Genomic DNA, 17,084 nt, shown 5'->3' on the forward strand with positions numbered 1-17,084 from the left:
ATAAAAAACAATATGTTACGCTGCCTCAAAACTCGAAGTCCGACAGTCTGCTAGGGTGGTACATTGCAGAGGTGGGCGGAGTCAAGCGCGCGGTATATTTGCCTTTGGATGATGCTGTAAATTCGAGCATCAAAAAGGAAACGGTCATAAGATTGGTTCCAACCGCCGAGTTGACTGAAGTATTTACGACCGTGTCAGAGTTGGATGGCAACTTGAAGTCCACGAATATTTTGCTTAAATCTCGTAAGGAACCCGGCAATTATTACCCCCCTAAAACTCCGTTCGACATCACATTGCCACATGATCTTCCATCTGGACAGATTTATCTTGTCGTTGTTTCGGCGACTATGAATCCTGAAGGATCCACTATAGTAAGACTTCTCGTTCAGAAATGACCTATGCTGGATGAACACGATAAGGCCTCGCAGCCAGCAGAAAATGAACTCGTCAACTTAGATATGTTGATTAAGAAGCGTACGCGGGAGCTACGAGGCCAAGTGCTTGCTAATCGATCGCTTTCTGAAGATGAAGTTCAAGAACTTGAACAGCTGGTAAGACTTAGCGAGATCGAGCATGCCGGGCTATCAGACCAAAAGCCCCCTTTATGGCCCGTTATTGTAGTGTTCATGTTTTCTATGGTTATCGTCAGCTTGCTAGCCTTCACCCGTGTATCGAAGACGGACATTCAGGTGAATGTTGAGACGACAGCATTCCAGTCTAGGTCAAAAGAGTCAAGCGAGATCTCACCCATGATGGTTTTGAGTGAACTTTCGGTTCAAAACGGTTCTGCGTTGTTCATTGACGATGTCCCTTTACTTGACGCATCGGGAGCTGGCGATATTAGCGCAGTAAAAGTTCTCTCGGCTGCCAAAGGCAGCTCAGATATCTCGTTAGCCCCCTTATTGGCAAAGAAGGATCAAGTAGTTGCATTCGAAGTGCCCGATCGGACACACATTTTAATCGAATATTTTGCTTCTCTTGGAACTGCTGAGGCTTCGTTACGCGGTAGAACAACAGTCAAAACGGCGACATCCAACGAATCTCGAGTATTTTCAATACCGACGTTGCTACGGGTGCAGGCAACTGGCAGCCCTCTGGAACTGAGGTTTACGCAGGAAGACGCCAAGAACAAGACTCTTCTACGTGGAATAGAACTTTCGTCATTAACGTTTAATCAACTCCATAGCCTAGCGAGCGATGAGGCGCACACTTCTTCTGTACTCATATCACCTATACTCGGAGGAAATCTGGTCTTAGAGGATGTTCGGGGCCGGATGATTCCTATTCAGGATGGAGAATTCGTCCGATTTGGCAATTTCAGGGGAGTAGTTCATTCAGTAAAAATAAAAACAGGACGGATTCTCCTTCGCGCAACAGGGACTGTCGATGCGATCGATTTTAGGACTGCGGGACGTTGGCGATCCATGATGCCAACGAAGTTGGAATACCTTAGAACTCACCACGAACTAAGTTTTCTCTGGGCAAGCTCCCTTTATCTGTTCGGACTTTTGGTCGGTCTGCTGAAGTGGTTACGATGGATAACATGAAGATTTTGAGCCGACAATGGTGCGACAACATCGTGCGCGCTCTTACGCTCGTGGTTATTATGGTCGCGACAACGGACGCGAGTGCCTCCCGATCCCGGTACTATGAATCCCCAGAATCGCAGGTCCGATTAGACGTCGAGCGTTTGGTAGCTATGGTGACAGCTGAATTCCCGTCCGGCGGGACTAGACTTGGGGCTGCAATCGCTGTGGGCATTGATAGTGAGGCAATATATCTCATAACTGCAAACCATCTTGTGCGTAAAATAAACGATGCGGGCATCCCAGAGATTGCCACGGTGCGAGTGGCCTTGCGAGTCGCCGATGACAGAAACCCAGAAGTCAGAGGTCTAGTCTTGCAAGAGACTAAGGCCCAAGAAGTGTCCGTCATGCCAATGTTTGTCGACACGATTAAACTGGACATCGCTGTCCTTCGAATGGTATTGAGTCCTAGGTATCTCGAGATGATTCGCGGTTACCGTATTGATGTGCTCTCTCCAAGTGACGCCTTACAAGAGGACGATACAATCTACATGCTCGGTCAGCCACAAGGCCGACATTGGAGGATGAATGGTTCGCCGGAGCGCCTTAAGCTCACTAGTGGCCCCCTCTATGAGTTTGAATCAGCTCTTTTAGATGCAGGACATTCTGGCGGAGCATTGCTAAACGGCGAGATGCTTATATTGGGCATGATACGCAGTGAAACTGCTCCATACGGTTACGCAGTCCCATTAGAAGGCGGTGCCGACTCGGTGCCTTCAGACAGGCCTGTGGATCTTTCCACAGCGTCGCTTCGTACCTTGCTTGAAATATGGCGAATTCCTTTCATCTTGCGCTCAAAAAGACCGCACTTGTCAATTGGAGTTGGCTTTGTCTGCATCAATAATGGAAGCGGGACATCCCTGTGGTGCTCGGACACTGTTCCGTGGCAACGAGTAGGGGTATCTTTCATTGGTGGGCAACGCCCTTTAGCGGATGAGCGGGTGCGAAACTTTGGGGCGGGCCGAGAACATCTTTGTGCTGTCACGGTTAACTCGGAAACGTTTTGCGTCGGACGAGGACCTAATGGTCAGCTTGGAATACCGAGCAGCAATCGGTTATATTCGCTGCCAGTAGCAGTCCAAGGGGGGCCAGCGTTTATGACCCTTGCCGTAGGTCACTTACATACCTGTGGTCTCACAGCACGAGGCGCCGTCTACTGTTGGGGCGATAACACTCACGGACAACTCGGAGATGGCACTTTAGCCCCATCTCACATTCCTATCCGCGTTGCCGGAACGGAATATTTTCGTTCAATCAGCGTGGGAAGCAGCCACTCCTGTGGAATATCGTTCCAATACTGGTTGCTGTGCTGGGGTGATGCTCAAACGATAGGTGAAAGTAGAGGCTTTGTGGAAGATAATGATACATCCGTTCCCATTATATTGCAATTGACTTTGCCCACCAACAGAAGAACCTTTAATTCTGGAGTGGTGCCGTCCACTCCACATGTCAGTTTAGTCGATTCTGTCAGCGTGGGAGATCGATACACTTGTGCCATCACCCCGGAAAGTGAATTATTCTGTTGGGGCATAAATACCTCAGGTCGTTTGGGTCTCGGGCACTTGCACGATGAATCGAGACCAATGAGAGTCGGTTCCCCCGAAAAATTCCTATATGTTGCGACTGGCATGGGCGAACACACATGCGCAATGTCGACCACAGGTAAGATATTTTGTTGGGGCGACAATACATACGGGCAACTTGGAAACGGCACACGAATTCCAAGCCTCACACCGGTAGAAATACAAACAGAGCAGCGCTTCAGCTATCTATGGGTCGGTGAACGAGCGACATGCGCTTCAACTGACGCTGGCATTATTTATTGCTGGGGCCAAATTGCGATCGATCGGCCCAGCCAAGAGCCCCGGCTGAAGCCTACACTGCTATTCGACCAGACTCGGTAATTGTCAATCTAGTTACGTGTAGTGAACTTAACGCTGCTTATAAAAGCGGCGAAACTTCAGGATATTTTTGTGCTGGAAGACTTAAGGTTCAGCGTACAAATAGCTCCAGGAAGCGTTTTGACTAGCGAAAAAGTAGCCTCGTTGACAAGTAGTTCAGGTTCGTTTTGCTCAACGGATTGCATCAGGGTCAGATGCGAAATGCTTCATAATGCATCCGGATGTATGGCCGCTTCGGCAACACGAAAACCATATTTCTCAATTTCGTCTCGTTGGAGTTGGGCGCGAATACGTGAGTATGTCTAACAGAGGTGTTGCTGCTCTTGGCTGGGAAGTGTGCCGTCGAATTTTTAATTCTGCTTACAGGATATTGACAGGCGCTGGCACATGCCGAGAGGGACAGGTGACGGGGATGAACACAGCAATGTGTTCAAGTTCGTACGCGATGTATTCAAAGCTATATATATGCGCCATGAGTTCATTGCGGCAGTTTTTTGGGTTTTGCGCGTGTCGTCGCTTACATACGTGCCAAACTGTTTATGCACTAGGACGAGATTGATGGCCTGCTCCACAACCGATACAGCCCACCATCTATCACCCATTCTCCTAAATTCGAATCGGGCCAGTCTCCTCCGCCTGCCAATGCTAAAATCAAACCGCTTTATTAGTCCGCATGTAACTTATTGATTATAATTGCGTGGTTGGCGACCCTTTGCGGACTTCGACTCTATTTACGAAAGAAGACAGAAGAGAAGAATAGCACTGAGAGAGTGGAATATGACTCTGAATAGCTGAGGTAGCCGAACGGCGAAGTCCACAAAGCTACTAAAGAACCCTCACAAGTGCGCGCGCGTTGGCGCAAACAGGCAAGAAAAACCCCCAACCGAGAACGGTTGAGGTTTGAGTATTGGTGGTGGGGCGGCACCCCGCCTCCCACCACGTCAACTCAACTCTTTCGGGTTTGTACAAGCTGCACGGACAATTGCGGAAAGCACCCGCACCAGCAGCCAGCCTATGAGATGCATCTTGATTAGTTTACCCTTAACTATGCTTGATCTTTTCAAAGGCAACCATGTGATGCAGTCTCATACCGTAGTCATCTTTCATAATCTCCACAATGTATTCTCAACTAATAACTTTAATCTCTGCGGGTAAATTCCCCGCCGCTTGCGACGCATAGATAACATTGCAATGAAAATCTATGATTTTCGAGCAATTCATCACAATACCCCGCCGCTTGGGGCGAGGCGATTTATTGAGAGAAACGATGATGAGATGTCGCATATCGATACAACCTTATAGGTTCTCTGTTGCAGTTATGGTGCTAATCATGTTGAACGGTTGTTCCACGACGGCTGAATACAAAAAGCCAATCAGCGATTTCTAGAATGGATCTTCAGTTGTTACGGAAAGTGCTGGTGTCGACATTACCCAATTGAATTAAACACAAAGGGATGCATATATAGACCGGCAGGTAATTGAAGCTAGTCAAATAAAATTATCTGAGGTTAGAAAAGTGCAGGTGTGACAAACTTTGCCCTGATGAGTTCTTTCATTATTGTAATAATTAAGCCAACCTCATAGATCTTTCTGAAAGGTTTCCACATCGGCATAAAAAATTTCTCGGAATGGGACTTAGTAAAATATCCGCACATTACTTTGGAGAAGCATTCGCATATAACGTTAGTCTGTGAGGGGGCATCGCCTTGGTTTTAGTATAAGTCGATGTCATTGAAAATAGATTATATCTTCATATATTTGCGCGTTGTGAACTTCCACTTTATAACATTGCTGCTTGAAAATGCATAAAATCATAGTTGCGAGAATCTCCCATATTTACCCAGCCTTCGTTTGCGAAAATCGTAATGACTTCTTTGGGCATGGTGGCTTGAGTACGGGGCATAGTCAGCGTGTTGTGATCTGGATCAAGATCAATAGCAGTCCCCCAACTATGGATGCTCCAATTGGTTCCGCCACGTACTTTTCGCACATTCAGACACCCGCCGAAAAGATCCATGCGCGCCTTACCTATTTCCTCTATGCTTCCGTAAAGCGCAAAGATGTCGGACAGGATTTTTCCAAGGCTGTCATGCACCTTGGCATGACAAGAAATGCTGTTCACTGTTTTAGAAGTGTCCCATGCCAAGCGCATTGGGTAAGGCAGTGCAAGTCTCATTTGATTTTCGCCAATATTTCCATAGAAAGCGATCATGGATGAAAAATTTTGCCTAGGCCAATTGTTCACCATTACCAACGCTCCCCTAGTTGAACCGGCCTGTAACTCTCGTCGGTCTTATTAAGATTACTGTGTAAGTTCACAATTGCATTGCGCTCATCAACAATTTCTGATGATTGCTGGATGGGTTGAAATGTGTTAATTGTTATTGGAGAGTTTGGGGTTGATGGCTCTGTCTGGTTTGACTGATTCGGTTTGACTCCAGTACCACGGACGCGAATCAGTCGTTGCAATAGATCGAACCAGAACGGCGCTCCAAAAAGAGCTGCCGATGCCGTTAACAACCAACCTATTAATTGAACATAGGAACCTTTATCAGTCAAAGCGTCCCAGTGAAATTTCGGACTAGCATCCGGCCAACCGATAGGCATTTTCTTAAGTTCATCAAAGATTTCTTTAATGTCCGTCCCGACTTGGGTCGAAATACCGGATGGTAAATTGATCTTTGCCGCAATTCCAGGATGTTCCCAAAGAGTCTTGAAAAGATGGATACTATCGATATTGAAGAGAAAGGCAATTCCCAATGAGATTAAAAAGCAATACACTTGGGTGTGGCGCTTATAGTTACCGGATACTCGATCCATTCCCGCATCAAACCAATCTGCCAGTTGCGTGTGTAAATTCTCAATGTCTCCCGATGCTCGAGCATACATGCCTTGAAGTAATTTTTTTAATTGAGTGTCTTGTATCGCGTTGATATCATCACCTAGTTTTTGGAAATTACCCGGTATGGTTTGTATTGCATCAATAAATGAAATGGCAAAATCTTTTGGTTTGATATAAGACGGCTTACTCTTAAGGTCTTTTTCAGATTTTGCCGTTCCAGGGGCTATTGGATTCACTAATGGGTGGTTGTATATGTTAAGCGCAAGGCCATCAAACTTTGGGTCATTGAGGATGGCCTTGATTCCTTCCAAAAGTGTCCGCGAGCGAAGTTTCAATGCTGATGCAATGGCTTCGTTGATTGAGCTAGCGATGAGAGCGACAGAGGCAAAACAAAAAATTAGTCCAATCGCGACTTCCAAAACGGTACTATCTAACATGTAATCCCCTTTAAACAGAAACTGTTACTTGCGAAGATTCCCGTCTTTGCAGAAATCCATTTTCTTGGTTAGTATATCTTCTACTCCACCACACTTCTTCCCACTACTTCACTACCCTTACCGTCCACAAGTCATCACAAAATTTCCATCAACCAGATAGGCTTCTGCGGCTACAAAGCGAAATGTCACTGAATCGTGGGTAGTGTTCTCCAGCTTACGACATGAAAACACGCCCGTGGCGTAGCTATAAACCAGACCAGAATAGACATCACAGTAATGCGTGATACGACGGCGCACTTCCACTGGTATCGTAGGCGCGTTTTATGTGCTTCAATTCCCGTCGTTCGACGATTTAAACGATAAATCGTGCTAAGTGATGTTCCAGTAGCCCGTCGTTCATAGAAGGCGGGAACAAGTAGTTTATGTCACGTGTGATTGACTTAAATCGGCTCACGAAATGACACGTAATATATTGATATATAATAAGTATACAATTTTATAATTGCAGCTTATTGTTTTTTAGTAGGTAAGACCGACAGGACTGCTAGCATCTGCGATAATACACTTTCGGCGATGATATACCTCAATCGTGACGACTGTAACACGCACGCCCAGTTCGGCGAAGCGATTGGCATCGAGTAATAGCGCTTGCCCACGTCGACGTGTAGTCGATGCCGACACGGACGATTTGCCTTCGTCTGTGCGAATATTCAGCCACAGGACTTCCACCTGCGGAGTTGCCATGCACGGCGCACCATTCAAGGTGAGGAGTGCACCGATTTTGGCACATCCCGCTCGATCGACTTGTTGGGCGGAATGACAGTTACGGGTTCTTGGTTTTCCTTGTACTGTGCCCGCAGCTTAATTAACCTCTCCTCCTTTAGAACCTCGAGGTAGACCTTTTCATACTCCAATAAATACTCATTATATTCTCTGTCAGATTTGTCTCTTTCATTTCTGTAACTTCCGCCAATACTCAATCCAGCCAGACAACATACAATTAGTAAAATAATCGCATATGGAATGTGATTTCTCCATTCTCTGAGAGATTCTTTGCCAAATAAATAAGATAGGAGGGCAGTAACAATGCCAAGCAATCCAGTCAGTAATCCTTGGACAATTGACTCACGGCTAACCCCAGCGATTAAACCTGTAACACCACCAAGCAAACCGAAAGCCATCAGAAACACTGCGTAACCCTTAACTCGTGAGGCGACAGTAAATCGAATTGTAAGTACGGATACTCCCCACAGGATTACGACAGTCACCATTACCGGGAGGAATAAATGGGTTAGCGACAAGACAATTGACTGGAGCATTTCCTAATTAATTTTGCGCGGGAACAGTGTTGTTATTTCGGTAACTCTCTATGCCCTTTTTATAAAGATCCAATCCTTCCTTGTAGTCTCTCAAGTTGTTCGACGAGGGTCCTTGCTGCCTAAATCGTTCTAGATTTATTCGATAAGACTCTAAATCCTTCCGGTACTCTTCCTTTCCAGCGGGCATCCAATTTGGACCGACTGGACCATTAGGAGACTTTGGCTTGGGATTGATTGGCTGTGAAGCAGGCTTGCTAGAAGGAGTCTGAGCATTGCTCTGAGGTTCAGCGCATAGTGGGTGAGCACCATACGACAAAAATATCATACACGTAAACAAAAATAATGCACCGCGATTCATTTTGTACTCTCCTGATTCATTGCGCAGTATATGCGGATCCTTGCGGCTTACTAACGAAAGTTGAGAATTGTGTCAAAAGTAAAAGGTATTTCGTACTAATTTGATCTTATTCCATTTCTAATTCAATATTCATGATTAGCAATAAGCGACCAATTATGACTTTCCGCAACCATGGCTACCGGTTGAAAAATTCAGCCCCGCCTGAATCGCCTTGTCCGGTGCGTCTTACTGCGATCAATCCTCAATAAGCGAAGCGCTAAAACATTTAAACGAACACAATATTTAAGGAGCGGGCTCTAGTTTGCACGATAACGCACACAGGCCAGATAGTCTACAACATGCAGACATCCGTCTAGTTGGCTTTTCTAGCCAACGGGATAGGTTCGCCTGCTAAGTAAAAAGCAGGTGAAATCAAACCAGAAAAACCTGTTCTGGCGTTTATTCAGAGCGGTAAACCGGTGGTGTTCTAAAAAACCAGTAAATACTTAAAGTTGGTGAGATTCGTCGCGATTTATAGAGGTGTCCATTAGATAACACCACAACAAAGTTCAAGGCGACGACAAACTTTAGTTACCTCCAAAATCAGGAGAAGTCATGGATACTGAGACTCGTAAACCGAGTACAGGTTATACGGTGACAAAGCTGTTAACGTTAGTTTCGCTGGCAATCGGCGTATTTGCAGCCTTGAAAGCACTCACCTTTGACGCAGATATAAAAAGGCTTCAGGCTGATACTGCAAAATTGGAACAATCCTTAAAACAATCTGAGGCTGACTTAAAAAGTCCCGAGTCCCACCGTTGAGATGACATTGGACCTATATCTAGAGGTCAAAAAAATTATCGAAAAAAAGAACAAGGGTCCTCGCGAAGAGGACCCTATTCGGGTGCTCGTCGAATCTTTAACGGATGATCCATTCAGATGGAAGCTACTGCAAGTTCTGGCTATAGGTGCCACCGCGCCAGAAGCAAAGCGGGCCGCGGCAGAAACATCAAAATACTACGAGGAAGATATGCTTAAGTCGTCCATTCAGTCAAAAATCTCCGCACAAACAAATACTGCCAATAGCGGCATTAGCACAGGCCAGATCAATTTGGACTTCTTCTACTGCGAAAGCCAACGGGGTACATCGGAGCCAATAGTCAAGGCTGTCTGTAATCTTAAAGGGAAAAGTGACTCAGGTCGCTGGAGACCGCGACTTCTGACAGAATCAATCAACCAACAGCCAGGTTACGGAATTGTAAATAGTGAAATTCGCTTCACCACTCCAGATGAGCGAGGCGTTGCTAAGTCAATAGCCAATGCCCTAAGAAATAAAGGCGTTGATCTTAAATACCACGAAACCGCCTATCCTACGCCAAACTATATATAAGCGTCTTTATCTGTCAATAGTTGAAGTCTAACGAATAAGGTTAGATTGTGCGAGCTGAGCTAAGCCACGATCTGAGCCGTTTGTTGGAGAAGCCCGGCCCCTGCTTGCGGGCCAGACCCCATAGAAAATATCTTTTAGAGTTCCTTTGTTTGTTGTGGTCTAATTTACACGGACACCTCGATAGGTGGAAAATCCACCATCAGAGGAGTACTAAATGACAAAGCAACGAAAAAAATTCGACACCAGTTTCAAACTGGAAGTTGTGCGCATGATCCAGGGACAGGGACTGAGTGTTCAGCATGTCAGCCAAAGCATGGGAATCGGCCTGACTGCGATCCGTCGTTGGGTAAAGCAATATAAAGCCGAGCAAAGTGGACAGCGTGGCATCGGCAATCCACTCACTGCTGAACAACAGCGTGTCCGCCAACTGGAGCAAGAAAACCGTCGACTTCGTATGGATGTTGATATTTTAAAAAAAGCGTCAGCCTTCTTTGCCCGGGAACTGAAATGAGCTACCCGCTTATTTGCCTGTTGCAACAGAAGGCGATCCCTGTTCAGCAGAGTTGCCGCGTCTTGGAAGTGAGTCGTTCCGGTTTTTATGAGGCTAGAAGCCGTCTCGCCAAACCAATGATTTGCAAAACAAGCACTCATCTGCGAGCTGCTTTCATGGCCAGTCATCAAAGCTATGGCAGCCGTCGTCTGGTCACCGCATTGGATGCGCAAGGTATTCAAGTTGGTCGCTATCGGGTGCGCCACCTGATGCGCCAGGCAGGCTTGAAGCCAGTATGGAAGCGTAAATTTATCCACACAACTGACAGCAAACACAATCTGCCAATTGCTGCCAATATTCTGGATCGGCAATTCAATCCGGTCGCACCCAATATTGCTTGGGTGGGCGATATCACCTATATCCGCACCGGGTCAGGCTGGCTCTATTTGGCGATAGTGCTGGACTTATTCTCGCGCAAGGTGGTTGGATGGGCAATGGCGCCGAGCATGTCTGCTGAATTGGTCTGCACCGCACTGTACATGGCAATACAGCAGCGTCTACCAGCGCCGGGGTTGATCGTCCACTCCGACCGTGGCAGTCAATATGCCTGCGGCCAGTATCAGGCTTTGCTAGTGAAGCATGGCTTCGTCTGCAGCATGAGCCGTAAGGGCAACTGTTGGTGCAATGCAGTGGCAGAATGCTTCTTCCTGAACCTCAAAATGGAGCGCGGTTGGCAGCGCGAATATGCCAATCAAATGGAGGCTAAAACAGATATCACCGCATACATCGTGGGATTCTATAACTGTAATTGCATACACTCAGTATTGGGCAATCTGTCGCCCTCCGGCTTTGAGCGGAACAGGGCAGTAAAAAAACCAATCGTTGTGTCCGAAATTACTTGACCACTACAGTTTGAGTCCTACGAGTAGTGTTGCGCTCCTCTTCGGACTAACCCATATAGCTGTGATTAGTTGCCAATAGGGGAGGATACTATTTAAGTAGCGAGCTGATTTTCATACTACCGCTGTGTGAAGACAGTGGGTACAGGTAACCAACACAAACCTATCCCGCTGTAGGATGTAAAACATTTTTAGTGTACTCTGAAGCGAGCATGGCAAAAGGATGATTGGCACGCTTGATTTTTACTTATAGGGAGGTGCAGCTAAAAACTCTTCAGGGAAAAGTTTGTAATGGCAGAACGCCGTTGGAAACGTTACTCTCAAGAAACAGCTTTTTTACACTCATAAATTCATAAAGTTACAACATTCCCGGTAATAGTCAAAGAGCCATCAAACGGCATTGATGGGCTGCATGGTGAATCCGAAAGCCGCAGCTTTGCGCTTCAAGTAAGCCACGGTTCTTTTGTGCATTTGGTTCTCGTATTGCTCCTGCGATCGTTCGACATATTCACCGCCTTTCGTCAGCATTGCAAAGATTAAGCGAGCAAGTTTATGTGCAGTGGCGGTAATCGCTTTGCCTACACCCATGCGGGCTGCCATCCGTCGATAATAGGCACCAAGGGCGCAGTGACTTCGATGCAATCCTTGTGCGGCCAATTTGAGTGCCTGTGCGACCCGATTTGGGATGCGTTTCGATGCGCTCGAAAGTTTTTTTCCGCCCGATATCTTGGTGCCGGGACACAAGCCTAGCCACGAGGCAAAACGTTTGGCATTCTCGAATTTCGATAAGTCCGGGCCGATCTCGACCAACACCTTGAGTGCGGTACTCACGTCGATTCCGCCTATGCGCGTCAAGTCTACGCCTACCCACTGGTACAACGCATTGCGTGCATCAAAGGTCGGGGCATTTTTGCCTCGGCCCTTGTTCTTGTTTGCGGCCAGTGCGTCTTGATGTTGACGCATCGGTTTGATCATTTCCTCCAACTTGACGTCTACCGCAACAATCAGCGCTTGGTAGGCATCGAACAATGACAGCGCTTGTGACAAGCAGAATACATGCTCTTCCCGCCAGTTACCTTCGAGGCTCTTCGCAATCGTCTCTGCGCTGGCGTGAATCCGGTAGTTGCGCAGTTTCGCCAGTTTATGCGGGTCACGCTCTCCGGCAACGATGGCACGGATGATGTCTTGTCCGGTCTTGCCGACAATGTCGGCAATCACGTTGGTCAATTGCACATTCATTTGCGTCAGCGCTTTCTGCATGCGCTGTACCTGTCTCGCCTGCTCGTTCAGCAAGGTATCGCGCTGCCGCGATATGGCGCGTAACGCGCATATCTCTCCAACAGGCCGGAACGCGCCCGACAGTAATCCAAAGCTCATCAATTGCTGTAGCCATTGGCAATCCAACACATCCGACTTCCTGCCAGAGACATGCCTGACATGCCGTGCATTGACCAGATAGACGATGAGGCCGCGCGATTCAAGAATCTCATAGGGGGCGATCCAGTACACGCCCGTCGATTCCATCGCCACCACATCTACCCCGCACTCGATCAGCCAGTCGGCCATTGCTTCAATATCTTCGGTAAAACAGCCGAACTCCTTGACCGGTTCCGGACTGTAGCTAGGCAAATAAAAGCATTCGATTTTTTCCTTGTTTTTTTCCAGCCAAGCCTTCACTGGTTTGCTGTGGTGCACTCTCAAATTATCCAGAATCAAGAACACTTTTCTCCCCGCATCCTTGATCAGTAGTTCAAGGAATTCAATGAGCCGATCCGAGTCGAAATTTCCGTCGATAATCTGCCAGCGTGCACAGCCTTTTTTGGTTACAGTGGCAATCATCGACAGCCGCTGCCGCGTACCGGGCGCATAGGCCACCGGCGTTTTTCCCTTAGGCGCAAAACCACGCCCGCGTACATCGGTATTAACCAGTGCCGTCTCATCACCCCAGTGAATTTCTCCGCCCTCGGTACGGGCACGCCTGGCAATCTCCGGATACTGCTCGTCGAGCCATTGCTTTACCGCCTCAGGTCGCTGTTCGTAAGCTTTCTTGATCGGCTTTTGCGGTGTAAATCCCCAACGTTTGAGATAATGTCCCACCGTCCGGATCGGCATGGAAATAGGGCACTCCTGCTTGATTAACTGACTTACCGCAGCACGATTCCACAACGCAAAATCCATTTTCATCTGCTCAGGGCGTTTCTCGCAAATGAACTGTTGCAATAGCCGCTCTTGCTCTTTGGACAGGCTGCGGTTCTCACCTGCACGACGGCCTCGCTTACCGGGTTTTATTCCAGCGGCGCCCCTTGTTTCATAGAGCCGTATGATCTTCCTTACAGCGGGGTAGCTTAACTCCGAAACTTGAGCTATTTGCGCTGGACTACCACCACACTTATGTAGTCGGAGGACTTGTCTGTGGCGTTCATGCAGTGCTTCGTCTTTGAGGGTTCTGGCGTCTATTTTTTCCATGCAACTATGATATTCAAAATCACCAAAATTCTAAAACTATTTAATGGCCGGATCTATAGGCTTTGCCGCAAGCATCTCGGCTAGGACGCTGGACACTGCTTGTTTCTGATCCTCAGTAGACGCGAGGGCATTCAATATAAAGACTGCATCCTCAAAGATTAACATTTCGGTCTGAGAAGATTTCAAAATTCTGATTAGCCGATCAAGTTCGCCAACACTTAGTTGATTTAAAGAATTATCTCTAGACCTACCAATTAGGTACTTGCTCGCTTCGCTGTTATCCGGTGATTGCTGAACGCGCTAAAGCAGAAGGAGCTGAAATCCACTGGGGAGATGAAACTGGATTGCGCAGCGATGACGTGCGCGGACGTTCTTTCGCACCCAAAGGAAAAACACCCGTGGTGCGGGTCAACAGTAAGCGCGAGAACGTGGGACTTATCTCTACTGTCACGAACCAAGGCAAGGTCAGGTGGATGCTGCTGAACGGTGGGTTGGATTCAGATTAGCTCATCGTATTTCTGAAGCGGTTGGTGAAAGATGCCAAGCGCAAGGTATTCCTGATTCTGGATAACTTGCGAGTCCAACATGCCAAGCTGGTTAAGGCATGGCTCGCGAAACATCAGGACGAGATTGAAGTGTTTTATCTGCCGAGTTACAGCCCTGAACTGAATCCAGATGAAATGCTGAATGTCGATCTCAAACAGGCAGTGACGACCAAGGCACCTGCCCGAACAAAGGGGCAACTACTCAAGACGACCACCAGTCACATGCGCAAGCTACAGAAATCACCCGAGCGTGTAAAAAGCTATTTTGAACATGCTCCGGTAAAGTATGCAGCTTAAGTTCAACAATTTATTGCCGGATCAATAATGTTTCGTTACCAACAGTTTTTGGAAAATTTTCCTGACGGCAGTTAGTCTGCTTAAGTACACGCCAATATGTTGCCGACTTCTAATTAATAGTACCTATTCTGCTTGAAGGGCATCTTCGTCAAGTAAACTGCATAAAAACCATAGTATTGTTTCACTTAATCCCTTGTCATAAATGTGTTTAAAGCGGGGTTCAATGAGATAGTAATGGGGGCCATATTTTCAGCGGTCTTAGCGAAGTGCCCTAATGGGCTTTACCATTGATCTCCTTTATTCCATCTGAATTGAAAAAGTTAACTCATCCTGCACCTGCATCCTTGTCCAGCACGTTTATCGGCTGTCATTATCAGCAGGCACAATATACGAAGAGCTATAACGTTAAGAATTTGCGCAATATTATACTGTCGGCATCTGGTCTGCACGGTAATGCACACAGGCCAAAAATAGGGAAATTGCTTATTTTATTTTTTATATATCTCATTATTATGGTTAACAGCTTAAGCTCGTTCACTAAGGAGAGATTATGAGAACAGTGATGTTCGCAATTTCATTGCTGGGATGCTTCAGTTCGATACTATTCGTCACCGGTTGCTCGACTGGCGCACAGCTTCATCGACCTGCGGAGGAAAAGACGGCACAAGTGGCGAAGGATGCACTTGACGCGTCAAAGATCACCAGTGGACTGAAGGCTGAACGAATACTCCTAGCGGAACTTACCCAGCGTGAAGCAGATATCATCCGCAGAAGTGAACTGGCGCTTCGTGACCGTTGGCTGTTGTCGGTCTTTAAGGGCGAAGATGGATTATCGTCATGGACTGAGATTAATAAGGAAATCCTCCAACGCGTCAAGTTTCTCCTCGGGCCTAGTGCCAATTCCCAGACCGCAATCAAGATCGGAACCGACATAGAGCGTATCCGGTTTTTGCAGGAGCGCTTGGACGTACAACAGCGGATGTACAACCTCGCCTCGCAAGGAAAGGGGAGTACAACCTGCCCCGCTCCAGTCCAAGCGCCAAAGCACGCGACGCAAGACGCGGCAGATTTCTATGCGGATTTCCTGGAAGCTTGTGATGGTTACACCAAAGTCAATAAGGAGTTGGAGGATGATATCAAGAAAGTTTCTGGACTGTTTGTCGCAGTGACCAACGAGCTTGCACTTCTGAAATCTGAGAGGAATCAGGTCAAAGTTAACTTGGCGGCCAAAAAGGAGGCTTACAATGCGGCGCGCAATGAATACGAGGAAGCCATAGCTAAAGGCAACGAGAGCGTAATCGCAACGAAGGCCAAAGCGTTGCAAGATAAGCTAAAGGCACTTGGAGAGAAGGTCGACACTATCGGTGCCACGGCGCAAAAACTTCACTTTCCACAGCTTGGCGAGGAAGGCTATCTTGAGCAACTGAAGATCCAATCGAACTCGATAAGTCAGATCCTAGACGCCCTGCAGGGTGCTCAATCTAAGGCTGTGCCTTCCGCGAACTTTAAGCCAGCGCTTCTTGTCGCGTCCACGCTAACCGGCTTTGAAAAAGCCTTCTCAGCAGTGAAGCATCCCGAGGTAGGGCCCGCGCTAATCCAATCTGAGCATATTCGCTTAGAACTTTCGGCCCTAGAAAGACGCTTAAGCCGCATCGATGAGCGCGAGTCGCTGCTCAAAAAACGCGTGGATGCTATCCTTCTTGAACTTCAATATTTGGCACCCTCAATGACGAACCTTACCGTCTACGTCGGAGACGGGTGCTCTAAGACGGCTCCTATTTCCGACGCCTTCAAGCCAGCCGGGGACATAAAATGCCGCCAGTCCATATTGAATGCCCTAGTCCGGTATTCGGTTTCTTGGGAGCTTGCGCGTGTCGAACAGGAACTACTCCATTACCGCATGCGAGCACTGGAACACGAGATCGTCCTCGATCATTCGGAGAACCCTCTGGCCCAGAACCAGAATCTTGTTCGTATCCCCTTGAGAAGCTCCTGGAGTACCACGCCAGCGGGATTCGCTCGGAAGATCTGGCCAACTTGATCCATGCACTCGGGCTTTCCTGAACCGGCTATCGACATAACACCGGCGGCTACGATAAACGCAGCTTTCCGCCTGTCGAGTACGAATACACACAGCCCATCGTGCAGGTCAACAGTGCATGAGGGGATGCCGCCAGTTTGGAAAATCTGCCCATCGGGGTGGAAGGTGCGGTTTTTCAGTGTACCGACCTCCACGGCGATGGTATCCCCGGCATCCTCATCGAGCAGTTCCGGCTCTGCCGCAGCCTGCGCGAGACGGAGACGCTGGCTGGAAAACTGGTCAGCGCCGTCAGCGCCAAGGACTGGTAGGCCTTGCTGCAACAGATGCAGAGCATACTCGCAACCAAAAGAGGAAGTGGCGCTGTTCATCAGCCAGCAGTTCCAGCAAAGCTTGGGGGACGCCCGCTGCGCTAACCTGGACAGCGAAGAAAACAAGAGCCATTAGCGACGCGTTGGCGGCCTTCCTCACCGCACTCATCATTGAGCGGCCAGAACTCATCAAGCAAAAAGGAGCACGTTACGCGCTCGTATATTG

12 protein-coding genes and 5 pseudogenes are annotated in these 17,084 nt (G+C 47.7%); 8 read left to right on the plus strand and 9 right to left on the minus strand.

Features of this window, described 5'->3' with window-relative positions:
* The 3 genes from MJ768_RS02140 to MJ768_RS15310 form a co-directional block, all read left to right on the plus strand.
* Nucleotides 1-395, plus strand: a 395-nt coding sequence (locus MJ768_RS02140) for a hypothetical protein (RefSeq protein ID WP_239287667.1), incomplete at its 5' end; no start/stop codon positions are given.
* A gap of 3 nt (nucleotides 396-398) precedes the next feature.
* Complete coding sequence (locus MJ768_RS02145; RefSeq protein ID WP_239287668.1) at nucleotides 399-1,547, plus strand: hypothetical protein; 1,149 nt, start codon at nucleotides 399-401, stop codon at nucleotides 1,545-1,547.
* Nucleotides 1,548-1,699: 152 nt separating this feature from the next.
* Complete coding sequence (locus MJ768_RS15310) at nucleotides 1,700-3,490, plus strand: trypsin-like peptidase domain-containing protein (protein ID WP_445082959.1); 1,791 nt, start codon at nucleotides 1,700-1,702, stop codon at nucleotides 3,488-3,490.
* A 1,578-nt stretch (nucleotides 3,491-5,068) separates the two neighbouring features.
* Here the strand turns inward: MJ768_RS15310 and MJ768_RS02150 are convergent.
* The 6 genes and pseudogenes from MJ768_RS02150 to MJ768_RS02175 form a co-directional block, all read right to left on the minus strand.
* Nucleotides 5,069-5,207 (minus strand): annotated as a pseudogene (locus MJ768_RS02150) (IS481 family transposase); the annotation flags it as partial.
* Between the two features lie 60 nt (nucleotides 5,208-5,267).
* The gene (locus tag MJ768_RS02155) at nucleotides 5,268-5,735 is read right to left on the minus strand and encodes a M15 family metallopeptidase (RefSeq protein WP_239287669.1); all 468 of its coding nucleotides are present in this window, start codon (nucleotides 5,733-5,735) and stop codon (nucleotides 5,268-5,270) included.
* Nucleotides 5,735-6,766, minus strand: coding sequence for a hypothetical protein (locus MJ768_RS02160; RefSeq protein WP_239287671.1), 1,032 nt, complete (start codon nucleotides 6,764-6,766; stop codon nucleotides 5,735-5,737). The genes MJ768_RS02155 and MJ768_RS02160 overlap by 1 nt, the downstream gene beginning before the upstream one ends.
* 156 nt (nucleotides 6,767-6,922) lie before the next feature.
* Nucleotides 6,923-7,220, minus strand: a pseudogene (locus tag MJ768_RS15315) (IS5/IS1182 family transposase); the annotation flags it as partial.
* Between the two features lie 65 nt (nucleotides 7,221-7,285).
* Nucleotides 7,286-7,510, minus strand: a complete 225-nt coding sequence (locus tag MJ768_RS02170; protein ID WP_239287673.1) for a hypothetical protein — start codon at nucleotides 7,508-7,510, stop codon at nucleotides 7,286-7,288.
* Between the two features lie 14 nt (nucleotides 7,511-7,524).
* Nucleotides 7,525-7,947, minus strand: a complete 423-nt coding sequence (locus MJ768_RS02175; RefSeq protein WP_239287675.1) for a hypothetical protein — start codon at nucleotides 7,945-7,947, stop codon at nucleotides 7,525-7,527.
* A 1,090-nt stretch (nucleotides 7,948-9,037) separates the two neighbouring features.
* Here MJ768_RS02175 and MJ768_RS02180 point away from each other — a divergent pair.
* From MJ768_RS02180 to MJ768_RS02190, 3 genes are all read left to right on the plus strand, one after another.
* Nucleotides 9,038-9,244 carry a hypothetical protein gene (locus MJ768_RS02180; RefSeq protein ID WP_239287677.1) on the plus strand — a complete coding sequence of 69 codons (207 nt, stop codon included), beginning with the start codon at nucleotides 9,038-9,040 and terminating at the stop codon, nucleotides 9,242-9,244.
* 7 nt (nucleotides 9,245-9,251) lie between these two features.
* Nucleotides 9,252-9,812: a hypothetical protein gene (locus tag MJ768_RS02185; RefSeq protein ID WP_239287679.1), complete on the plus strand. Its 561-nt coding sequence runs from the start codon at nucleotides 9,252-9,254 to the stop codon at nucleotides 9,810-9,812.
* Between the two features lie 214 nt (nucleotides 9,813-10,026).
* Nucleotides 10,027-11,204, plus strand: a protein-coding gene (locus MJ768_RS02190) for an IS3 family transposase (RefSeq protein WP_239287681.1) whose coding sequence is annotated in 2 segments (ribosomal slippage) — nucleotides 10,027-10,294 and nucleotides 10,294-11,204 — 1,179 coding nt in all. Because the reading frame shifts where the segments join, the coding sequence is not laid out codon by codon here.
* A 515-nt stretch (nucleotides 11,205-11,719) separates the two neighbouring features.
* Here MJ768_RS02190 and MJ768_RS02195 read toward each other — a convergent pair.
* Nucleotides 11,720-12,806: pseudogene (locus tag MJ768_RS02195) on the minus strand (IS110 family transposase); the annotation flags it as partial.
* 3 nt (nucleotides 12,807-12,809) lie between these two features.
* Nucleotides 12,810-13,667, minus strand: a pseudogene (locus tag MJ768_RS02200) (IS630 family transposase); the annotation flags it as partial.
* A gap of 278 nt (nucleotides 13,668-13,945) precedes the next feature.
* Here MJ768_RS02200 and MJ768_RS02205 point away from each other — a divergent pair.
* Together MJ768_RS02205 and MJ768_RS02210 are read left to right on the plus strand one after the other, a co-directional pair.
* Nucleotides 13,946-14,509 (plus strand): annotated as a pseudogene (locus tag MJ768_RS02205) (IS630 family transposase); the annotation flags it as partial.
* Between the two features lie 550 nt (nucleotides 14,510-15,059).
* Complete coding sequence (locus MJ768_RS02210; protein WP_239287683.1) at nucleotides 15,060-16,550, plus strand: hypothetical protein; 1,491 nt, start codon at nucleotides 15,060-15,062, stop codon at nucleotides 16,548-16,550.
* On the opposite strand, the gene MJ768_RS02215 is transcribed toward MJ768_RS02210, so the two are convergent.
* A complete protein-coding gene (locus MJ768_RS02215; protein ID WP_239287685.1) occupies nucleotides 16,442-16,918 on the minus strand; it encodes a hypothetical protein in 477 nt (158 codons plus the stop codon). The genes MJ768_RS02210 and MJ768_RS02215 overlap by 109 nt on opposite strands.
* Nucleotides 16,919-17,084 lie beyond the last annotated feature (166 nt).

Source organism: Candidatus Nitrotoga sp. 1052, from assembly GCF_927312905.1.
GTDB lineage: Bacteria > Pseudomonadota > Gammaproteobacteria > Burkholderiales > Gallionellaceae > Nitrotoga.

Coding starts and splice junctions, on each gene's coding strand:
- MJ768_RS02175 (WP_239287675.1), bottom strand. CDS start 7,947: ATGGCTTTCGGTTTGCTTGGTGGTGTTACAGGTTTAATCGCTGGGGTT.
- MJ768_RS02215 (WP_239287685.1), bottom strand. CDS start 16,918: ATGAACAGCGCCACTTCCTCTTTTGGTTGCGAGTATGCTCTGCATCTG.
- MJ768_RS02155 (WP_239287669.1), bottom strand. CDS start 5,735: ATGGTGAACAATTGGCCTAGGCAAAATTTTTCATCCATGATCGCTTTC.
- MJ768_RS02180 (WP_239287677.1), top strand. CDS start 9,038: ATGGATACTGAGACTCGTAAACCGAGTACAGGTTATACGGTGACAAAG.
- MJ768_RS15310 (WP_445082959.1), top strand. CDS start 1,700: ATGGTGACAGCTGAATTCCCGTCCGGCGGGACTAGACTTGGGGCTGCA.
- MJ768_RS02210 (WP_239287683.1), top strand. CDS start 15,060: ATGAGAACAGTGATGTTCGCAATTTCATTGCTGGGATGCTTCAGTTCG.
- MJ768_RS02145 (WP_239287668.1), top strand. CDS start 399: ATGCTGGATGAACACGATAAGGCCTCGCAGCCAGCAGAAAATGAACTC.
- MJ768_RS02160 (WP_239287671.1), bottom strand. CDS start 6,766: ATGTTAGATAGTACCGTTTTGGAAGTCGCGATTGGACTAATTTTTTGT.
- MJ768_RS02170 (WP_239287673.1), bottom strand. CDS start 7,510: ATGGCAACTCCGCAGGTGGAAGTCCTGTGGCTGAATATTCGCACAGAC.